Raw genomic sequence first — 15,321 nt, 5'->3', positions numbered from 1 at the left:
CGATTCTGATCCGAACAGCGTGAACAGAAGAGGCGACTGCTTCAGGGCACATGGTGATGTTTTTTCCCTCTTGATAATTATCAAGAGCATCTTGTGCGACGGGTCGAGAGAATTCCGTCATTCCGATTGGTGACGGCCGAGCGGCCTTTTCGTCGAAGCCTTAGGAACCACTGCTGCAGCGTCTCACTGATTAGACCTTGAGAGGGGGGGGCAAGCAAGCGGGTCGACAAGCTTTCAGCAAAGCCGGGCGGCACTTCTGTGCCGCAATAGGCTTCACCACAGTTCTCATCTCAACCAAGCGTGCCATGACTGTTTTTACCAAGATGCGGGAAAATGTTGAAATTAATCGAAATCATTATTATTTCGATGCTTGTTCTGGTGTTTTAAGAAAGCCATACCTGTCCACAGCTGTTGCTCTGGCCTGTTGGAGCATGGGGGCGGCCTATGCTCAAGAGCAGGGCGCCGTCAAGGAGTGGCGGGCACCGGCGGTCAGCGCCAGAGAGCATGACCAGTCCACGCAAGAACCTGCAGCAACCGCTAAAACAATGCAGGAAGTCACGGTAAGTGGTGAGCGGACGCGGGACGAAAAAGGCCGTGACGACGTATATGACAAAAACGTCACCACCGTGTACCAGGGCCGGGAGGAGTTACAACGCTTTCAGACCACCAACCCCGGCGACGTGTTCAAGGGCATGAACGGCGTCTACAGCATGGACACGCGCGGCAGCCAGTCGATTACGCCCAACATCCGTGGCCTGACGGGCGAAGGGCGCGTGCCGCTGACCATCGACGGCACCGAGCAGTCCACCAACGTTTGGCTGCATATGTTTGGCGCAGGCAACCGCAGCTATGCCGACCCGGCCATGTTCCGCAGCGTGGAGGTGGAAAAAGGCCCGTCGCTCTCGCGCGGCATCAAAAGCGGCATTGGCGGCGCGGTGAACATCCGCACCATTGAACCCAGCGACATTATTCCCGAAGGCAAGAACTTCGGCATCGAATTGAAGGCGGATACCAGCAGCAACAGCAGCAAGCCCAGAATGGATATCAATTCGGTGTATGGCAAGGATTACCGGAATATTCCTGGTGCCATCCGCCATGAGGTGAATAATATTAGCCCTTTTTCTGAAAATCCACGCAATAAAGGGGGGGATGAAAATTTTAATTTCGACAGCCACTCCGGCATGCTGACCATTGCTGGGCGCAATGAGATGACGGATTTTTTAGCTTCTTATAGCAAGCGTACCCAAGGAAACTATTACGCCGGCAAGAAAAATGCAAGCAGATATGCCGGGAATGATGTATGGGATAAAAGCAGCACCAAAGTTTTCATTCCAAACATGACCAAACTGTATTACGCTGGGGATGAGGTTTATAACACTGCCAACGAAACCAAGACTACGCTGCTGAAAAATAACTGGTATTTGCCGAATGCGCAAAAAATTGGCCTTTCCTTTATGCGCAATGATATGGATTTTGGTGAAACCACTCCGGGTGATTCTGTGCTGATGATGGCCTATCGTGAAGGTGTGGAGCAGGCTAAACCAGATGCGGATTTTTCCAAAACATATCGCTATGTCATGGAGAAGCCGCATTCTCAGATGAAGCTGGACCGTTATAAGCTGGATTATGAAATAAAACCTGAAGATTCAAAATGGTTGAATCTGGAGGCCAGCCTGTGGCATACCAAAACCCGTGGAACACGTTACCAGACAGGCATATCGCCTTATATGATTGATTTGAATGCTAAACAATACAATGAGTTGTGGTTGCTGGATCGAATGAGCGGTTTCCCCGGGTTTGACCCAAGCATGTTGCCGAAAGGTTTTGGCGACCATGACGGAACCATTGTTGCGCGTGGGCGGCAGTGGACCAAGCATGACCGCACAGGTTTTGATTTAAGCAATCAAATCAAACTGGCAAGCAATCTGCAATTGACGGTGGGTGTGAATTACCAACGTGAAAAACTGGATGATAGGGTAGAAAGCACCAAAATTTCCAATAACCTGGGCCTTGGTGCCACGCCGGGCATGGTGCATGCCATGACGGATTTTTTTGGCCCACGCGCTGGTGAACGCAAGGAATATTCTGCCACCATGAATTTAAGCTATCAGCCCACCCCCTGGCTGACGCTGACGGCGGGCACCCGTTATATGCGGTATACCGGTAAAGATACGGCTGTGAATAGAAATACCAAAGCAAGAAAAAAAACAGGGGTACGATTGGAGTATTATGAACGTCTCACTAATGAAGATGCGGATACTCTAAGAAAAATTGAAAAAGCCGGGGTTGATGCACTCCTAAATAACGACCAAGTTGCTTATCGAGAAGCTTATGACGCACGAAAAAAATTTCTCAATGGAAGATATGTGACAACAAAAGTAAGTGGGTTGTATTGGAGCTATGATGATTTCTCAAGGCAAGCAGTTTTTGTTCCCAATCATAATGGAAAAATGGATTCTTCAAAAAATCCATTTGCCAATGGGGAAATAGATATTTCTGAAACCATGAAGGATCCGCAAGGCAATGACGTGCCGAAATATTTGGGGGAAGGGGTGAAGGATGCTTATGAAACTGTCAGCCAAGGGCAGGCGTGGGAAAATGCTGCCGACCAATCCGGCCATGCCTGGAGTCCTGTTTTAAGCGCCACCGCCCGAATCGGTAAATTTGGCACCGGCTTTGTGCGCTATGCACAGACCACGCGCTTTCCCAGTATTTATGAATTGACCAGCAGCGCCGTGACCGATGGCGCCGGCACCTTGGGTACCTTGGCCGTGAATGGGGCCAGCAAACCAGAGCGCAGCACCAATTTTGAAATTGGCTATGCGCATAATCTGGCGCAGTTCTTCCCCAGCCTGGTGTTGGCGGACGCCCGCCTCAGTTATTACAACACCGAAATCAAGGATTTCATTGATCGCACAGATTATGGCGACACCATTCAGTTTGACAAAAAGAAAACCCAAGGTATTGAATTGCAGTCACGCTTTGACAGTGGGCGCTTCTTTGGTGGCCTGGGCGGTACTTACCGCTTGAAGCAAGAAGTGTGTGACAAGGATTTTGCCAGCGGCATGGACCCTTTTTACAACCGCATTCCTTCGTGTATGACGGGTGGGTTTGCCGGAACGTATACTGGCAGCTTGCAGCCCAAATATTCTTTGAATATGGAGCTGGGTACACGTTTGTTGAATGAACGCCTGCAAATTGGCTGGCGCGGTACTTACCATTCCCGTGCGGAAAACAAGCAATTGGATAGATTGCTGAAAAACCCAGCGTTGCAAGATGGTGTCTGGTTCCGTGGCACGCAAGATGCGATTTACTGGAAATCTGTCATGCTGCATGATTTGTATGCAAAATTCCAGGTCAATAAAAAAGTTGATTTGAATGTCAATATTGTCAACTTGACCGATCAGTATTATTTGGACCCTATGTCCAAAAACATCATACCTGGGCCTGGGCGTACCATTACGGCAGGCATGACCATCAAGTTTTAAGTTTTTTTGCTTGTTTTTCGTAAAAAACAAGTTTTTCTCAAGCAACCTTTATAGGAATTGTTATGAAAAAATCCATGATTACATTGTCCGTAATGGCATTGCTGGGCAGTAGCGCTGCCATGGCGGCATCGCCCAATGTGCAGGGCGACAGCTCCAACACATCGAAGGTGGCAGTAGGCCAATCGAACCACGCATATTTCAATGGCGAAAATTCGGGCTTGAAATTCAATAACAGCCCTCTGGGTTTTATTGATGTTCGTAAAGGCCCGGTCAATGGCTCCAACACCGCGATTGCCAGCAAGGGTCAAGGCGCGGTCATGACTGGGACGGATGCTGGCTTGCCTTTTGCTGTGGACATTGCCCAGGTTTGGAACGCACCGGCTACCGAAGGCGCATCCAAATTCATGATTAACAGCATTCGCCAGATTACCCAATTGCCTATTGCTCCGCAATTTGGTGGTCTGGTGATCGGGCAGGTGGCCGATGCCAGCGGCACGCCTCTGGCCATCGGCAGCGGGGTGTATTTTGGCGAGTGGGCGCCCCGCGCAGCCGGTACGCCCCCCACCAACAGCACCAACCTGAACATGGCCAGCAGCGACCGCACCGTGTGGTATGTGGGTGACAACGCTGTGACTGCAACGCCCAATTTGGCCAGTGTGAATTACAACGTGATTGGTATCAATCAGACGGGTACGGACGCATCGGGCAATGTGCTGGCCGGTGGTTTGCCCACCAGCCCCAATCTGTATCGCGGCACGCTGACGGCCAACTACAACAATGGGTCTGTGACTAATGCGCTGACTGGCAGCCTGACTCGCACGGGTAGCGCCACCATCAATATCAGTGCGACCATCGACAGCACGGGCCAGTTCTCTGGCAATGGCGCTAAAGGCCGCTTCTACAACAATGCCAATGCGCTGGCTGGTATTTACACCGGGGGCGGAACCGCTGCCTCCCACGTTGCTTTCGGTGGCAGCCGCAGCAACTAATGCCTGAACTCAGCAAATAAGTCCTGAATGAAATGGAGGCCGGTTCCGCCGCCCTCCATTTTTGTTGCCCTGTACTGCGCGTGCTGACGTGGCCGCCGATGCTGGGGCTGTTTTGTCGGGAATGGGGGCGCAAGAGAAACGTGATGCCGTACCAGAGATTGAACCGTTTTCACCTGTGGGCCATGCTGTTGGCGTTGATGCTGTTCATGCCAGCGGCACGGGCGGATGAGGAGGACACCCGGTTTTTGCTGCACCAGCAGTCGCGCCAGGCGGCCGAGCGCATGGCCGGCCCGGAAGATGGCCTGGTATTGCATGCCCCGCCGGGGGCGTTGCTGTATGAGGGCAAGGTACACACGGTGCCTTCCACCCGGCAGGCGCTGGAGCCGGCGATCTACATCGCCATCAACACCGGCCAGTGGGAACGGCTGGCCGAATTCGTCAGCCGCTACCGCCTGCTGCAAGGCCACCGGCCTGCCCTGGCGCAGATGGCCCTGGCCTTGCTGGCCCGCCAAGAGGGCGACGTGGCGCAGGCGCTGCGCCTGATGCAGTCCGCCCAGGCGGCCGAGCCGCAGGATGCCCGCATTGCCCTGGAGCTGGCGCGGCTGCTGTTTGAGGACAACCGCGATACCGAGGCCCGCGCCGCCTTCACCCGGGCGCAGCAGGCCGGGCTGCCGGATACGGTGCAGGCGCTGGTGGGCCAGTACCAGCAGGCGCTCAAGGAGCGCAGCGGCTGGCACGGCAGCATGGCCGTGGGGCTGGGGCATAACAGCAATATCAATCAGGCCAGCGGTGATGTGACCTGCTTCCTGGAGTTGGGCGGGGTGTGCGTTTTCGAGCGGCGAATGCCCCAGGCCATCCGTTCAGGCTTGCTCAATTACGAGCTGGCCTTGCAGCGGCGCTGGCATTTGGGCGGCAACCACAACCTGCAATTGCGCCCGGTGAGTTATGGCAGCTATTACCAGCGCCAGGGCGAAAGTGGCAGCGCGTCCATCAGCGACTATGGCAATGCCACCAGCGTGCTGTATCTCGGCTACCAGTGGCTGGATGCCAGACGCACCTTGAACGTGACACCGTATGTGGAGCATTTCTACCGCAACCGCCACACCGAATATGTGGCGCACGGTCTGCAAGTGGAAGGGCAGTTCGTGGTGGGCAGCCGCTGGCGGCTGGGTGCCAGTGCAGACACCAAGCGTTATGTCCATACCGACCAGGGACGGCGCGTGAGCGGCAGCGATTACACGCAGCACCAGGCGGGGCTGTCGGCCAGCTATGCGCTGTCGCCCCGTTTCACGGTTTACGGCGGGGCGGATATGGTGCGAAAGAAATACGCAGTGGACCAGGCCAGCACCAGAGACAAGGTGCTGCGGGCTGGCGTTTATTACGGACTCGAGGGGGCTGCCGGGTTGTTCGTGAACGCTACAGGTATCTGGCGTAACAGCCGTAGCGATGCCTTCGATGGTTTTCTGGGTGCGCGCCGCCATGACAAGCAGCAGGTGTTCATTGCCAGCATAGGCGCGAACAACTGGAAACTGGCGGGTCTGGCTCCTGAGTTGCGTGTGCGCTATAGCCGTAACCGGAGTAACGTCGACTGGGCTTTTGGGTTTGAACAGAGCGAGGTGAGCGTGATGTTGCGCCGCCATTTTTAAGAGACGTGCTGTGCATGCGGCCCTGCCGGGCCGGTCTTGTGCTTGCGACAGCCGTGGTGTGTACGTTAAGGAGGTGAATCATGAACCAGAAGGACTGCCTGGCTTTGCCCCCAGGCGCGCAGGCGTATAAGCGTACGCCGGTGTTCACGCAAGACACGGTGCCTGCCGGCCTGCTGCGCGATCATGTGACGAGAGAAGGCACCTGGGCGCTGATTCATGTGCTGGAAGGGGTGGTGCGGTATCGCGTGCCAGGACTGGATGTGGAGCAGGATTTGCACCCCGCCGCTGCACCGGGGGTCGTGTTGCCGCAGATGCCACACAGTGTGCAGCCTGTGGGTGCTGTCCGTTTCTTTGTGGAGTTTTATGCGCTGCAGCCGCAGGAACAAGCGGGCCGGCCAGGACTGCCCAGCACGGGTTTGGTGGAATGAGGTGCAAGCATGGTTCCAGTTTCGTCGTCCAGGAAAGCAGCACGAAGCCGTGCAGCATGGAGTTTTGAATTGAAGATTGCGTACGTTCCGTCTTCGCGCCGTGGTTGGCTCACCGGTGTCTGTTCCTCCGCGTTGGTGCTGGCCTTGCCACTGCATGCGGCGCAGATGGCCAAGCGGCCCCGTCTGCGACTGGCAGGCCCCATGGCGACTGTATCGTTTCCGCTCATGCGGCTGGTGGACAGTGGGGCATTGGCGGGTCTTGCCGAGCAAGTGGAGTTTGTGGCCTGGACCAATCCCGACCAGTTGCGTGCCCTGGTGCTGGGGGGGGAGGTGGATTTTGTGGCCGCGCCCAGCAACGTGGCGGCCAATCTGTACAACCGCGGGGCTCCGCTGCGGTTGCTGGATGTGTCGGTCTGGGGCATGTTGTGGCTGGTGTCACGCAACGCACAGTGGAAGACACTGGATCAGTTCAAGGGGCAGGAAATTGCCATGCCATTTCGCGCCGACATGCCGGACATCCTGTTTCAGCTGCTGGCACGCCAACAGGGCCTGGATCCTGGGCGTGATTTCAAGCTGCGCTACGTTGCATCGCCGCTGGAGGCCATGCAGTTGCTCATCACGCGCCGTGTGGACCATGCGCTGCTGGCCGAACCTGCGATTTCGATGGCGCTGCGCAAAACGCAGTCGTTTCCGGTGTCGGTCGTGGCTCCGCAGCTGTATCGCAGCGTGAACCTGCAGCAGGAATGGGCGCGGGTGTTTCAGCGTGCACCGGAGATTGCACAAGCAGGCGTGGCGGCCGTGGGCGCGCTGCGGCAGGATGCCGCGCTCTTGCGGCAGGTACGCGCCGCGCTGGCCGAGGCGCATGCCTGGTGCTGGGCCAACCCGAAGGCCTGTGGCGAGATGGCAAGCCGCTATGCGCCCATGCTGCAAGCCGATGCGGTCGCAGATTCTCTGTTGGCTACACCTGCGGTCTGGCGCTCGGCCCGTGATGCCCGCCCGGAGTTGGAGTTCTTCTTCGGGCACCTGATGCAGCACCAGCCTGCGGTGATTGGCGGTAAGTTGCCTGATGCCGGGTTTTATTTCTGAGACGCTTTCCATGCTGACAAAGGAGAGTCGATGACAAGTACCACGATAGGCATTCGCCTGGCGCATCGATCGCAGCGTGTGCTGGCCGCGGTGTTGAGCTATCTGTGGAGTGGCTGGGGCGCGATAGCGAGCTTGCTGCTTTTTTGCGCGTTGTGGGAGTGGGGGGCTCAGCACTATGGGGAGCTGCTGCTGCCAGGCCCGCAAGCCACCATGCTGCAGCTGCTCCAGATGCTGCGCGACGGTGTTGCGCTGGAGCCGCTGCAAATTTCGGCGCGGCGTGCGCTGTATGGGCTGGGAGCTGCGGTGCTGGCCGCAAGCCTGCTGGGCATGCTGGCGGGACGCTCCATGACAGCCGCCATGGCGGCACGCCCGTTGGTGACACTGCTGTTGGGCATGCCCCCCATTGCCTGGCTGGTGCTTGCCATGCTGTGGTTTGGCATGGGCGATGCCACACCGGTTTTCACCGTGTTCGTTGCCTGTTTCCCCTTGGTCTTTGCGGCGGCCATGCAGGGGGCCCGTACGCTGGACCACCAGCTGCGCGATGTGGCGCATGTGCTGCGGCTGCCTTGGTGGATGAGCCTGACGGACATTTACCTGCCGCACATGCTGTCTTATCTGTTTCCAGCCTGGATCACCGCGCTGGGCAGTTCCTGGAAGGTGGTGGTGATGGCCGAGCTGCTGGCGACGGCAGACGGGGTGGGGGCTGCGCTGGCCGTCTCGCGCGCGCAATTGGACAGCGCGGCATCACTGGCGTGGATCCTGGCCGTGCTGGCACTGCTGCTGGCGGCCGAGTATCTGGCCCTGGAGCCCATCAAGCGTCTGGCTGAACGCTGGCGGCAGTGACGGCCAGAAGTTACAAAAAAACCTATGAAAAACGATGAGAACCTTCCATGCAATTGCACATAAGGCATTTGACGCACCGCTACGCCCTCACGGATGTATTGCAGAACGTGAGCTTGGATTTGCATGCGGGTGAGACGCTGGCGCTGGTAGGGCCTTCAGGCTGCGGCAAAAGCACCTTGCTGCACATTGTGGCGGGCTTGCTCACGCCCGCGGAAGGTGAGGTCCAGTCTGGCTTTCGCGGGCTGGGCTGCATGTTCCAACAACCACGGCTGATGCCCTGGAAGAACACGCTGGACAACATCGCACTGGGGCTGAAGGCGTTGGGCGTGCCCGGGGTCAGCCGGCGTGTGCAGGCGGCGCAACTGGCGCTGCGTCTGGGACTGGCGGAGCAGGACTGGCACAAGTATCCGCATGAGTTATCGGGCGGTATGCAAAGCCGCGTGGCGCTGGCACGGGCGCTGGTCACACAGCCCGATCTGCTGCTGATGGACGAGCCATTTGCCGCATTGGATGTGGGGCTCAAGCACGAGCTGTATGGCTTGCTCAGGGAACAGGTCGCGCAGCGCGGTACAGCGGTGCTGATGATCACCCACGATTTGATGGAGGCGGTGCGCTTGGCGGACCGCATTGTCGTGATGACTGCGCAGCCTGGCCGCGTGCTGCGGGCGTTTAGGGTGGCCTTGCCACAAGCACAGCGCAGCGAAGCATGGATTTACGATCGCACGGCCCACCTGATGCAGATGCCGGACGTGCGTGCAAGCTTTGGCATGCCGCCTTTGCCTCCGGCCGATGAGGCCGCAACAGTCTCTTCTGCTGCCATCCGTTGCGGCAAGAAAGGCGGGGATGAGGGGTTGGTGATCATTACAGGAAGCTGCAGTGCCTCTGACGCATTGCCACGACAAGGAGGCTGTACCGTATGAAAAGGCTTGCTGCATGGCCGCTGTTCATGTGCGGTTTTCGTCCTTTTTTTCTGGCGGGCAGTTTGTTGGCGTGTGTGCTGATGGCCGCCTGGTTGCTGATGCTGGGCGGAGGGTGGCCGGCGTTGTCGCGTTGGTCGCCGCCCGGAGGAATTACAATCTGGCACGCCTATGAGCTGGTCCTGGGCTTTGGTAGCGCTGCAGTGGCGGGTTTTTTGCTCACCGCGGTTCCGGAGTTCACGCAAACGGTCCCGGCGGCTCCGAGACGCCTGGCATCACTCGCCGTGCTGTGGCTGTTGGGGCGGCTGGCCTGGCTGATCGCCGCATGGCTGCCTGCGCCTTTGGACGTGCTCACCATAGCGCTGCCGCATCTGGTTTTTACCACCAGTTTGCTTTTGCTGCTGCTGCCTTCTTTGGGGCGTGATGCCCGTGCCCGCCGCCACTTCAGCTTTGCGCTGGCCTTGATGGCCCTGCTGCTGGTGCAATTGGGATTCTTTGCGGATCTGCTCTGGCGGTGGAACGATCCCCTGGCCTGGGTGCGGCTGGCCGTAGGTTTGATGATGGTGCTGATCATCCTGGCGGGGAGCCGCATTTCCATGAATGTGGTGAACCGCTTGGTCGAGCTGGGCAAGCCTGGTGTGGCCGAGCACGATACCGTCGGCTACCTGGCCCGACCACCCCGACGAAATCTGGCAATTTTTTGCATCTGTTTGTGCAGTGCGGTCGAGTTCTGGAGAGGATACGACCTAGTGACGGCCTGGCTGGCGCTCGCTGCGGCTGCGGCCATGCTGAACCTGCTCAACGACTGGCATGTGGGCAGGGCATTGTTTTACCGCTGGGCGCTGATCTTGTATGCCAGCTATTGGCTGCTGGCATTGGGTTATGCGGCGATGGGCATGTCCATTCTGGGAGCGCCTTGGTTGCCGTCGGCAGGGCGCCATTTGCTGACAGTCGGAGCCATGGGCTTGTCCATCTTTGCCGTGATGAATGTGGCTGGCCGCATTCATGCAGGCCAGTGGCTGGATGGGAGCCGCTGGGTTCCGCTGGCCATGGCGGCCCTGGTCGGGGCTGCGCTGTTGCGCTTCATGGCCGGAAGTTTCGGCTTTGCACACTGGTCGCAGCAGCTGACCGTGGCTGCCGGCCTGTTGTGGATCGCAGGCTTTGCTGTGTATCTGGGGCGTAACGCGCGCATGCTGGTGATGCGGCGAGACGATGGCCAGGCAGGCTGCTCGGAGCCTCGGGGACAGGAGGAGGGGGCGGGCCAGCAGTCGGCAGGGCACCAGCATTGATCTCGACGACCAGACTGCGCATGGTCAACCGTATCAGGATTGTGTGTTTGTTGATACGCTACATTGAGAATGATTCCTATTAAAATTGCAAGTAGGCTACTTTTATGGAATCCCAAGGCTTTGTGATGAGAGCGTTCATATGACGGCAAGCAAAGAGTCTCTGGAGCTTACCCTTTCAAGGTCACAGATCTTTGCCAAGGCGGACACTTCCTTGTTGGCAGAACTGGTGCAGCATGCGCGACCGGTCAGATTGCAGCCGCAGCAGCATCTCTTTTTGGCGGGCGATGAGGCCAGGCATTTTTATTGGATAGAGACCGGGACCATCACCCTGTACAGCCCCAGTCTGACTGGCGAGGAAAAGATCTTCAGGGTCTTGGGATCTGGCACTTTGCTGGCAGAAACCGTGATGTATGCCCAGCCTTCCTTGTACCCGCTTTCGGCCCAGGCGACGGAAGACAGTGTGGTCTATCGCATGCCGAGAGAGGAGCTGCTTGCGCTGACCCGGCAGTCGGCGGAATTCGCTTTTTCGCTGGTCGAAATTTTGGCTTCCAGAATTACCCAGGCGGTCAACCGGATCGACCTGCTGACAATGAGCAATTCGCTGCAGCGTCTGGTCAGCTATCTGCTGGACATGCATGTCCAGCAAGGCACTGCCTGGCTGCGCCTGCCCGCCAGCCACCAGGTTATAGCCAGGCAGCTCAACATCACTCCGGAAACCTTCTCTCGACACCTCACTCAACTGAAGCGCCGTGGCCTCATAGGGCATTGTCGCAATCGTGAGCTTGTGCTGCTTGATACAAAAGGTCTCTGCCATGAGGCAGGTTTGCCTGTACCCAGCTTCGAATTCCTGCAACGCCGCCCGCTCGCCAATCTCAACGGCAGCATGTTTGAGTGCTGCAATCTGCTGTAAGAACGTGTTCAAAGTCTCTGCGAAGATGTGAGAAGTCTCGTGATCCTGAGATGCACCAGACCAAGAAGGGCAACCAGTGGTACTTCGGCATGAAGGCCCATATTGGCGTGGATGCGGACTCTGGCTTGGTGCATACCGTGCGGGGCACATCAGCCAACGTCAATGATGTTGTTGAAGCCAACAGCCTGCTGCATGGAAAAGAGGTTGATGGCTATGGAGATGCTTGGCTACCAAGGCGCGGACCAACGTCCCGACATGCCAACGCCAGAACCTGAGCGCAAATTCCAATGGCATATCGCCATGAAGCGCAGCCAGCGCAAGGCGCTAGATCATCAGCACCCGATATCAGCCCGGCAAGAGCAGCTTGAGCAGGTGAAGTCCAGGATCCGGGCCAAGGTCGAACACCCATTCAGAGTCATCAAGCGTCAGTTTGGCCACGTCAAAGTTCGCTACCGAGGCTTGAGAAAGAACGCGCAGCAATTGCATACCCTGTTTGCCTTGGCGAACTTGTGGATGGCCCGTGGCCGTTTGCTGAAAAACAGCCAATCCAAGCCTGGTGTGGGTGCATAAAAAGCAAGATGCCCGCGAAACGTGGGCATCTTGAGTGCCAGGGGCAAGGGAACATCACACTCGTTCAAGCACTATCACGCTTGAAATCGAGTTATGCAGAGGTTCCCTAAGCAGTTCTACAGCAGACAAGCTGCAGCAGCTACGTTAGGCTATGCGCCTTTGTTTGCTTAGAAAAAACGGATTCGCGCCCATGTGCCAGCTTTTAGGAATGAACTGCAATACGCCAACCGATGTGCGCTTTAGCTTCAGCGGCTTTGCGCAACGTGCAGGCAACACAGGGGATCACACCGACGGCTGGGGCATTGCATTCTTTGAAGACAAGGGACTGCGCCATTTTGTGGACCATGACCGGGCGATTGACTCCCCCATTGCCGAGCTGATCCGCCACTACCCCATCAAGAGCCAGAACGTCATCGCCCACATCCGCAAGGCCACACAAGGTCTGGTCAGCCTGCAGAACTGCCACCCCTTTGTGCGTGAGCTGTGGGGCCGCCACTGGGTGTTTGCCCACAATGGCGACCTCAAAGGCTTTGCCCCCAAGCTGCACGCGCACTTTCGCCCCGTAGGCACCACAGACAGCGAACTGGCCTTTTGCTGGATCATGCAGGAGCTGTGGAAGTCCCATGCCGGTGTGCCCAGCATTGAAGAGCTCACCATCACCTTGCAGGAGCTGGCAAGCCGCATCTCGCCACACGGCACCTTCAACTTCCTGCTCTCCAACGGCGAGGCCCTGTGGAGCCACGCCACCACCAACCTGTTCTACACCGAGCGCTGCCACCCCTTCGCCGCAGCCCAGCTGGCCGACGAAGACCTGACCGTGGACTTCTCCACCGAAACCACGCCCCAGGACAAGGTCGCCGTCATCGTCACCGCCCCACTGACCAAGAACGAAACCTGGACCCAGTTTGAAAAAGGCGTGGTCAATGTGTTTGTGGATGGCCGTCTGTACCTCGGCCAGAGCCACAGCAAGTCATAAAGCAAATCATAAAAAAAGAGCGCCTTGCGCTCTTTTCATAAGGGTTTCAGATAGTTTTGATTTGCAAACCCAGCGAATACAAGCGCTAGGCGCTTCAGTTTTTACAGCAACCCAGCCAGCAACAAAAAAGGCCTAGCACGCGAGTGCTAGGCCTTTTGCTTTTGGTGCGTGATACATGGATCGAACATGTGACCCCTGCCGTGTGAAGGCAGTGCTCTACCGCTGAGCTAATCACGCCATATACGAGCCTGACGATGACCTACTTTCACACGGGAACCCGCACTATCATCGGCGCAAAGTTGTTTCACGTTCCTGTTCGGAATGGGAAGGAGTGGGACCAACTTGCTATGGTCATCAGGCATAACCTGGTGTCAAACAGCATCTGTGCTGCTCAACGAAATTTTTGACTTTCTCACTTAAAACAAAACCCCTGCCTCTTTCGGAGGTCAGGGGTTTGTCATTGTAAGAGCCTGGCGATGACCTACTTTCACACGGGAATCCGCACTATCATCGGCGCAAAGTCGTTTCACGGTCCTGTTCGGGATGGGAAGGAGTGGGGCCAACTTGCTATGGTCACCAGGCATAAACTGTGGATGAGCTGCGCTAGCAGCTCATCAAATTCATAGAGTCTTTGTTCTCAGCTTTTATTCGATTGCGCACATTGGCATAAGTCTTTTGAACTGCACCAGGCAGTATCAAAGTTATAGGGTCAAGCCGCACGGGCAATTAGTACTGGTTAGCTTAACGCATTACTGCGCTTCCACACCCAGCCTATCAACGTCGTGGTCTACAACGACCCTTCAGGGGGCTCGAAGGCCCCGGCAGATCTCATCTTGAAACGAGTTTCCCGCTTAGATGCTTTCAGCGGTTATCTCTTCCACACGTAGCTACCCTGCGATGCCACTGGCGTGACAACAGGTACACCAGAGGTGTGTCCACTCCGGTCCTCTCGTACTAGGAGCAGGCTTCCTCAAATCTGCAGCGCCCACGGAAGATAGGGACAAAACTGTCTCACGACGTTTTAAACCCAGCTCACGTACCTCTTTAAATGGCGAACAGCCATACCCTTGGGACCGACTACAGCCCCAGGATGAGATGAGCCGACATCGAGGTGCCAAACACCGCCGTCGATATGAACTCTTGGGCGGTATCAGCCTGTTATCCCCAGAGTACCTTTTATCCGTTGAGCGATGGCCCTTCCATACAGAACCACCGGATCACTATGTCCTGCTTTCGCATCTGCTCGACTTGTCAGTCTCGCAGTTAAGCACGCTTATGCCATTGCACTATTAGCACGATGTCCGACCGTACCTAGCGTACCTTCGAACTCCTCCGTTACGCTTTGGGAGGAGACCGCCCCAGTCAAACTGCCTACCATGCACTGTCCCCGATCCCGATTAGGGACCTAGGTTAGAACCTCAAACGCACCAGGGTGGTATTTCAACGTCGGCTCCACCAGAACTAGCGTCCTGGCTTCAAAGCCTCCCACCTATCCTACACAGATCCGTTCAAAGTCCAATACAAAGCTACAGTAAAGGTTCATGGGGTCTTTCCGTCTTTCCGCGGGGAGATTGCATCATCACAAACATTTCAACTTCGCTGAGTCTCTGGAGGAGACAGTGTGGCCATCATTACGCCATTCGTGCAGGTCGGAACTTACCCGACAAGGAATTTCGCTACCTTAGGACCGTTATAGTTACGGCCGCCGTTTACTGGGACTTCAATCAAGAGCTTGCACCCCATCATTTAATCTTCCAGCACCGGGCAGGCGTCACACCCTATACGTCCACTTTCGTGTTTGCAGAGTGCTGTGTTTTTATTAAACAGTTGCAGCCACCGATTTTTTGCAACCCTTTTCTGCTCCGTTTGTTCAACTTCACATACCGAGGGCATACCTTCTCCCGAAGTTACGGTATCAATTTGCCGAGTTCCTTCTCCAGAGTTCTCTCAAGCGCCTTAGAATACTCATCTCGCGCACCAGTGTCGGTTTGCGGTACGGTCAATCAATAGCTGAAGCTTAGTGGCTTTTCCTGGAAGCAGGGTATCACTCACTTCGTGTGCAAGCACACTCGTTATCACGCCTCATCTAAGCCCGGCGGATTTGCCTACCAGGCACGACTACACGCTTGAACCACCTATTCCAACAGGTGGCTGAGCTAACCTTCTCCGTCCCCACATC

At 56.5% G+C, this 15,321-nt stretch carries 10 protein-coding genes, 1 tRNA gene, 3 rRNA genes and 1 pseudogene (1 of these 15 running past the window's edge); 11 read left to right on the top strand and 4 right to left on the bottom strand.

The window, feature by feature from the left end; translation table 11 throughout:
- The first annotated feature begins 305 nt into the window (after positions 1-305).
- From B5M06_RS06535 to B5M06_RS06485, 11 genes and pseudogenes are all read left to right on the top strand, one after another.
- On the top strand, positions 306-3,488 hold the full coding sequence (locus B5M06_RS06535) for a TonB-dependent receptor domain-containing protein (RefSeq protein WP_080025193.1): 3,183 nt from the start codon (positions 306-308) through the stop codon (positions 3,486-3,488).
- A 74-nt stretch (positions 3,489-3,562) separates the two neighbouring features.
- Positions 3,563-4,477 carry a transferrin-binding protein-like solute binding protein gene (locus B5M06_RS06530; protein WP_162777384.1) on the top strand — a complete coding sequence of 305 codons (915 nt, stop codon included), beginning with the start codon at positions 3,563-3,565 and terminating at the stop codon, positions 4,475-4,477.
- 182 nt (positions 4,478-4,659) lie between these two features.
- On the top strand, positions 4,660-6,123 hold the full coding sequence (locus B5M06_RS06525; protein ID WP_162781726.1) for a surface lipoprotein assembly modifier: 1,464 nt from the start codon (positions 4,660-4,662) through the stop codon (positions 6,121-6,123).
- 80 nt (positions 6,124-6,203) lie between these two features.
- Positions 6,204-6,551 (top strand): TehB family protein, encoded by a 348-nt coding sequence (locus B5M06_RS06520; protein WP_077344441.1) that lies wholly within the window; start codon positions 6,204-6,206, stop codon positions 6,549-6,551.
- 69 nt (positions 6,552-6,620) lie between these two features.
- On the top strand, positions 6,621-7,637 hold the full coding sequence (locus B5M06_RS06515; protein ID WP_205245346.1) for an ABC transporter substrate-binding protein: 1,017 nt from the start codon (positions 6,621-6,623) through the stop codon (positions 7,635-7,637).
- 30 nt (positions 7,638-7,667) lie between these two features.
- Positions 7,668-8,480, top strand: a complete 813-nt coding sequence (locus tag B5M06_RS06510) for an ABC transporter permease (protein ID WP_054065726.1) — start codon at positions 7,668-7,670, stop codon at positions 8,478-8,480.
- Positions 8,481-8,527: 47 nt separating this feature from the next.
- Positions 8,528-9,400 (top strand): ABC transporter ATP-binding protein, encoded by an 873-nt coding sequence (locus tag B5M06_RS06505; protein WP_077344439.1) that lies wholly within the window; start codon positions 8,528-8,530, stop codon positions 9,398-9,400.
- Positions 9,397-10,686 carry an NnrS family protein gene (locus tag B5M06_RS06500; protein ID WP_054065728.1) on the top strand — a complete coding sequence of 430 codons (1,290 nt, stop codon included), beginning with the start codon at positions 9,397-9,399 and terminating at the stop codon, positions 10,684-10,686. Before B5M06_RS06505 ends, B5M06_RS06500 begins: the two co-directional genes overlap by 4 nt.
- 139 nt (positions 10,687-10,825) lie before the next feature.
- A complete protein-coding gene (locus tag B5M06_RS06495; protein WP_054065729.1) occupies positions 10,826-11,596 on the top strand; it encodes a Crp/Fnr family transcriptional regulator in 771 nt (256 codons plus the stop codon).
- Positions 11,578-12,166, top strand: a pseudogene (locus tag B5M06_RS06490) (IS5 family transposase); the annotation flags it as partial. The gene B5M06_RS06495 and the pseudogene B5M06_RS06490, both read left to right, overlap by 19 nt.
- A 190-nt stretch (positions 12,167-12,356) precedes the next feature.
- Positions 12,357-13,142 carry a class II glutamine amidotransferase gene (locus B5M06_RS06485; RefSeq protein ID WP_054065056.1) on the top strand — a complete coding sequence of 262 codons (786 nt, stop codon included), beginning with the start codon at positions 12,357-12,359 and terminating at the stop codon, positions 13,140-13,142.
- 162 nt (positions 13,143-13,304) lie between these two features.
- On the opposite strand, the gene B5M06_RS06480 is transcribed toward B5M06_RS06485, so the two are convergent.
- The 4 genes from B5M06_RS06480 to B5M06_RS06465 form a co-directional block, all read right to left on the bottom strand.
- Positions 13,305-13,379: transfer RNA gene (locus B5M06_RS06480), tRNA-Val, on the bottom strand.
- A gap of 9 nt (positions 13,380-13,388) precedes the next feature.
- Positions 13,389-13,501 (bottom strand): 5S ribosomal RNA (rrf, locus tag B5M06_RS06475).
- 109 nt (positions 13,502-13,610) lie between these two features.
- Positions 13,611-13,723 (bottom strand): 5S ribosomal RNA (gene rrf / locus B5M06_RS06470).
- Between the two features lie 124 nt (positions 13,724-13,847).
- Positions 13,848-15,321: ribosomal RNA gene (locus tag B5M06_RS06465) — 23S ribosomal RNA — on the bottom strand; it runs 1,408 nt beyond the window's last position.

The organism is Comamonas kerstersii (assembly GCF_002056725.1).
Classification (GTDB): domain Bacteria; phylum Pseudomonadota; class Gammaproteobacteria; order Burkholderiales; family Burkholderiaceae_C; genus Comamonas; species Comamonas kerstersii.
This window is presented reverse-complemented; position numbering and strand designations above follow the sequence as displayed.

Bases quoted from the DNA above. Each gene is read 5' to 3' on its own strand.
- B5M06_RS06510 (WP_054065726.1), top strand. From the start codon at position 7,668: ATGACAAGTACCACGATAGGCATTCGCCTGGCGCATCGATCGCAGCGT.
- B5M06_RS06505 (WP_077344439.1), top strand. From the start codon at position 8,528: ATGCAATTGCACATAAGGCATTTGACGCACCGCTACGCCCTCACGGAT.
- B5M06_RS06495 (WP_054065729.1), top strand. From the start codon at position 10,826: ATGACGGCAAGCAAAGAGTCTCTGGAGCTTACCCTTTCAAGGTCACAG.
- B5M06_RS06500 (WP_054065728.1), top strand. From the start codon at position 9,397: ATGAAAAGGCTTGCTGCATGGCCGCTGTTCATGTGCGGTTTTCGTCCT.
- B5M06_RS06485 (WP_054065056.1), top strand. From the start codon at position 12,357: ATGTGCCAGCTTTTAGGAATGAACTGCAATACGCCAACCGATGTGCGC.
- B5M06_RS06530 (WP_162777384.1), top strand. From the start codon at position 3,563: ATGATTACATTGTCCGTAATGGCATTGCTGGGCAGTAGCGCTGCCATG.
- B5M06_RS06535 (WP_080025193.1), top strand. From the start codon at position 306: ATGACTGTTTTTACCAAGATGCGGGAAAATGTTGAAATTAATCGAAAT.
- B5M06_RS06520 (WP_077344441.1), top strand. From the start codon at position 6,204: ATGAACCAGAAGGACTGCCTGGCTTTGCCCCCAGGCGCGCAGGCGTAT.
- B5M06_RS06525 (WP_162781726.1), top strand. From the start codon at position 4,660: ATGCTGTTGGCGTTGATGCTGTTCATGCCAGCGGCACGGGCGGATGAG.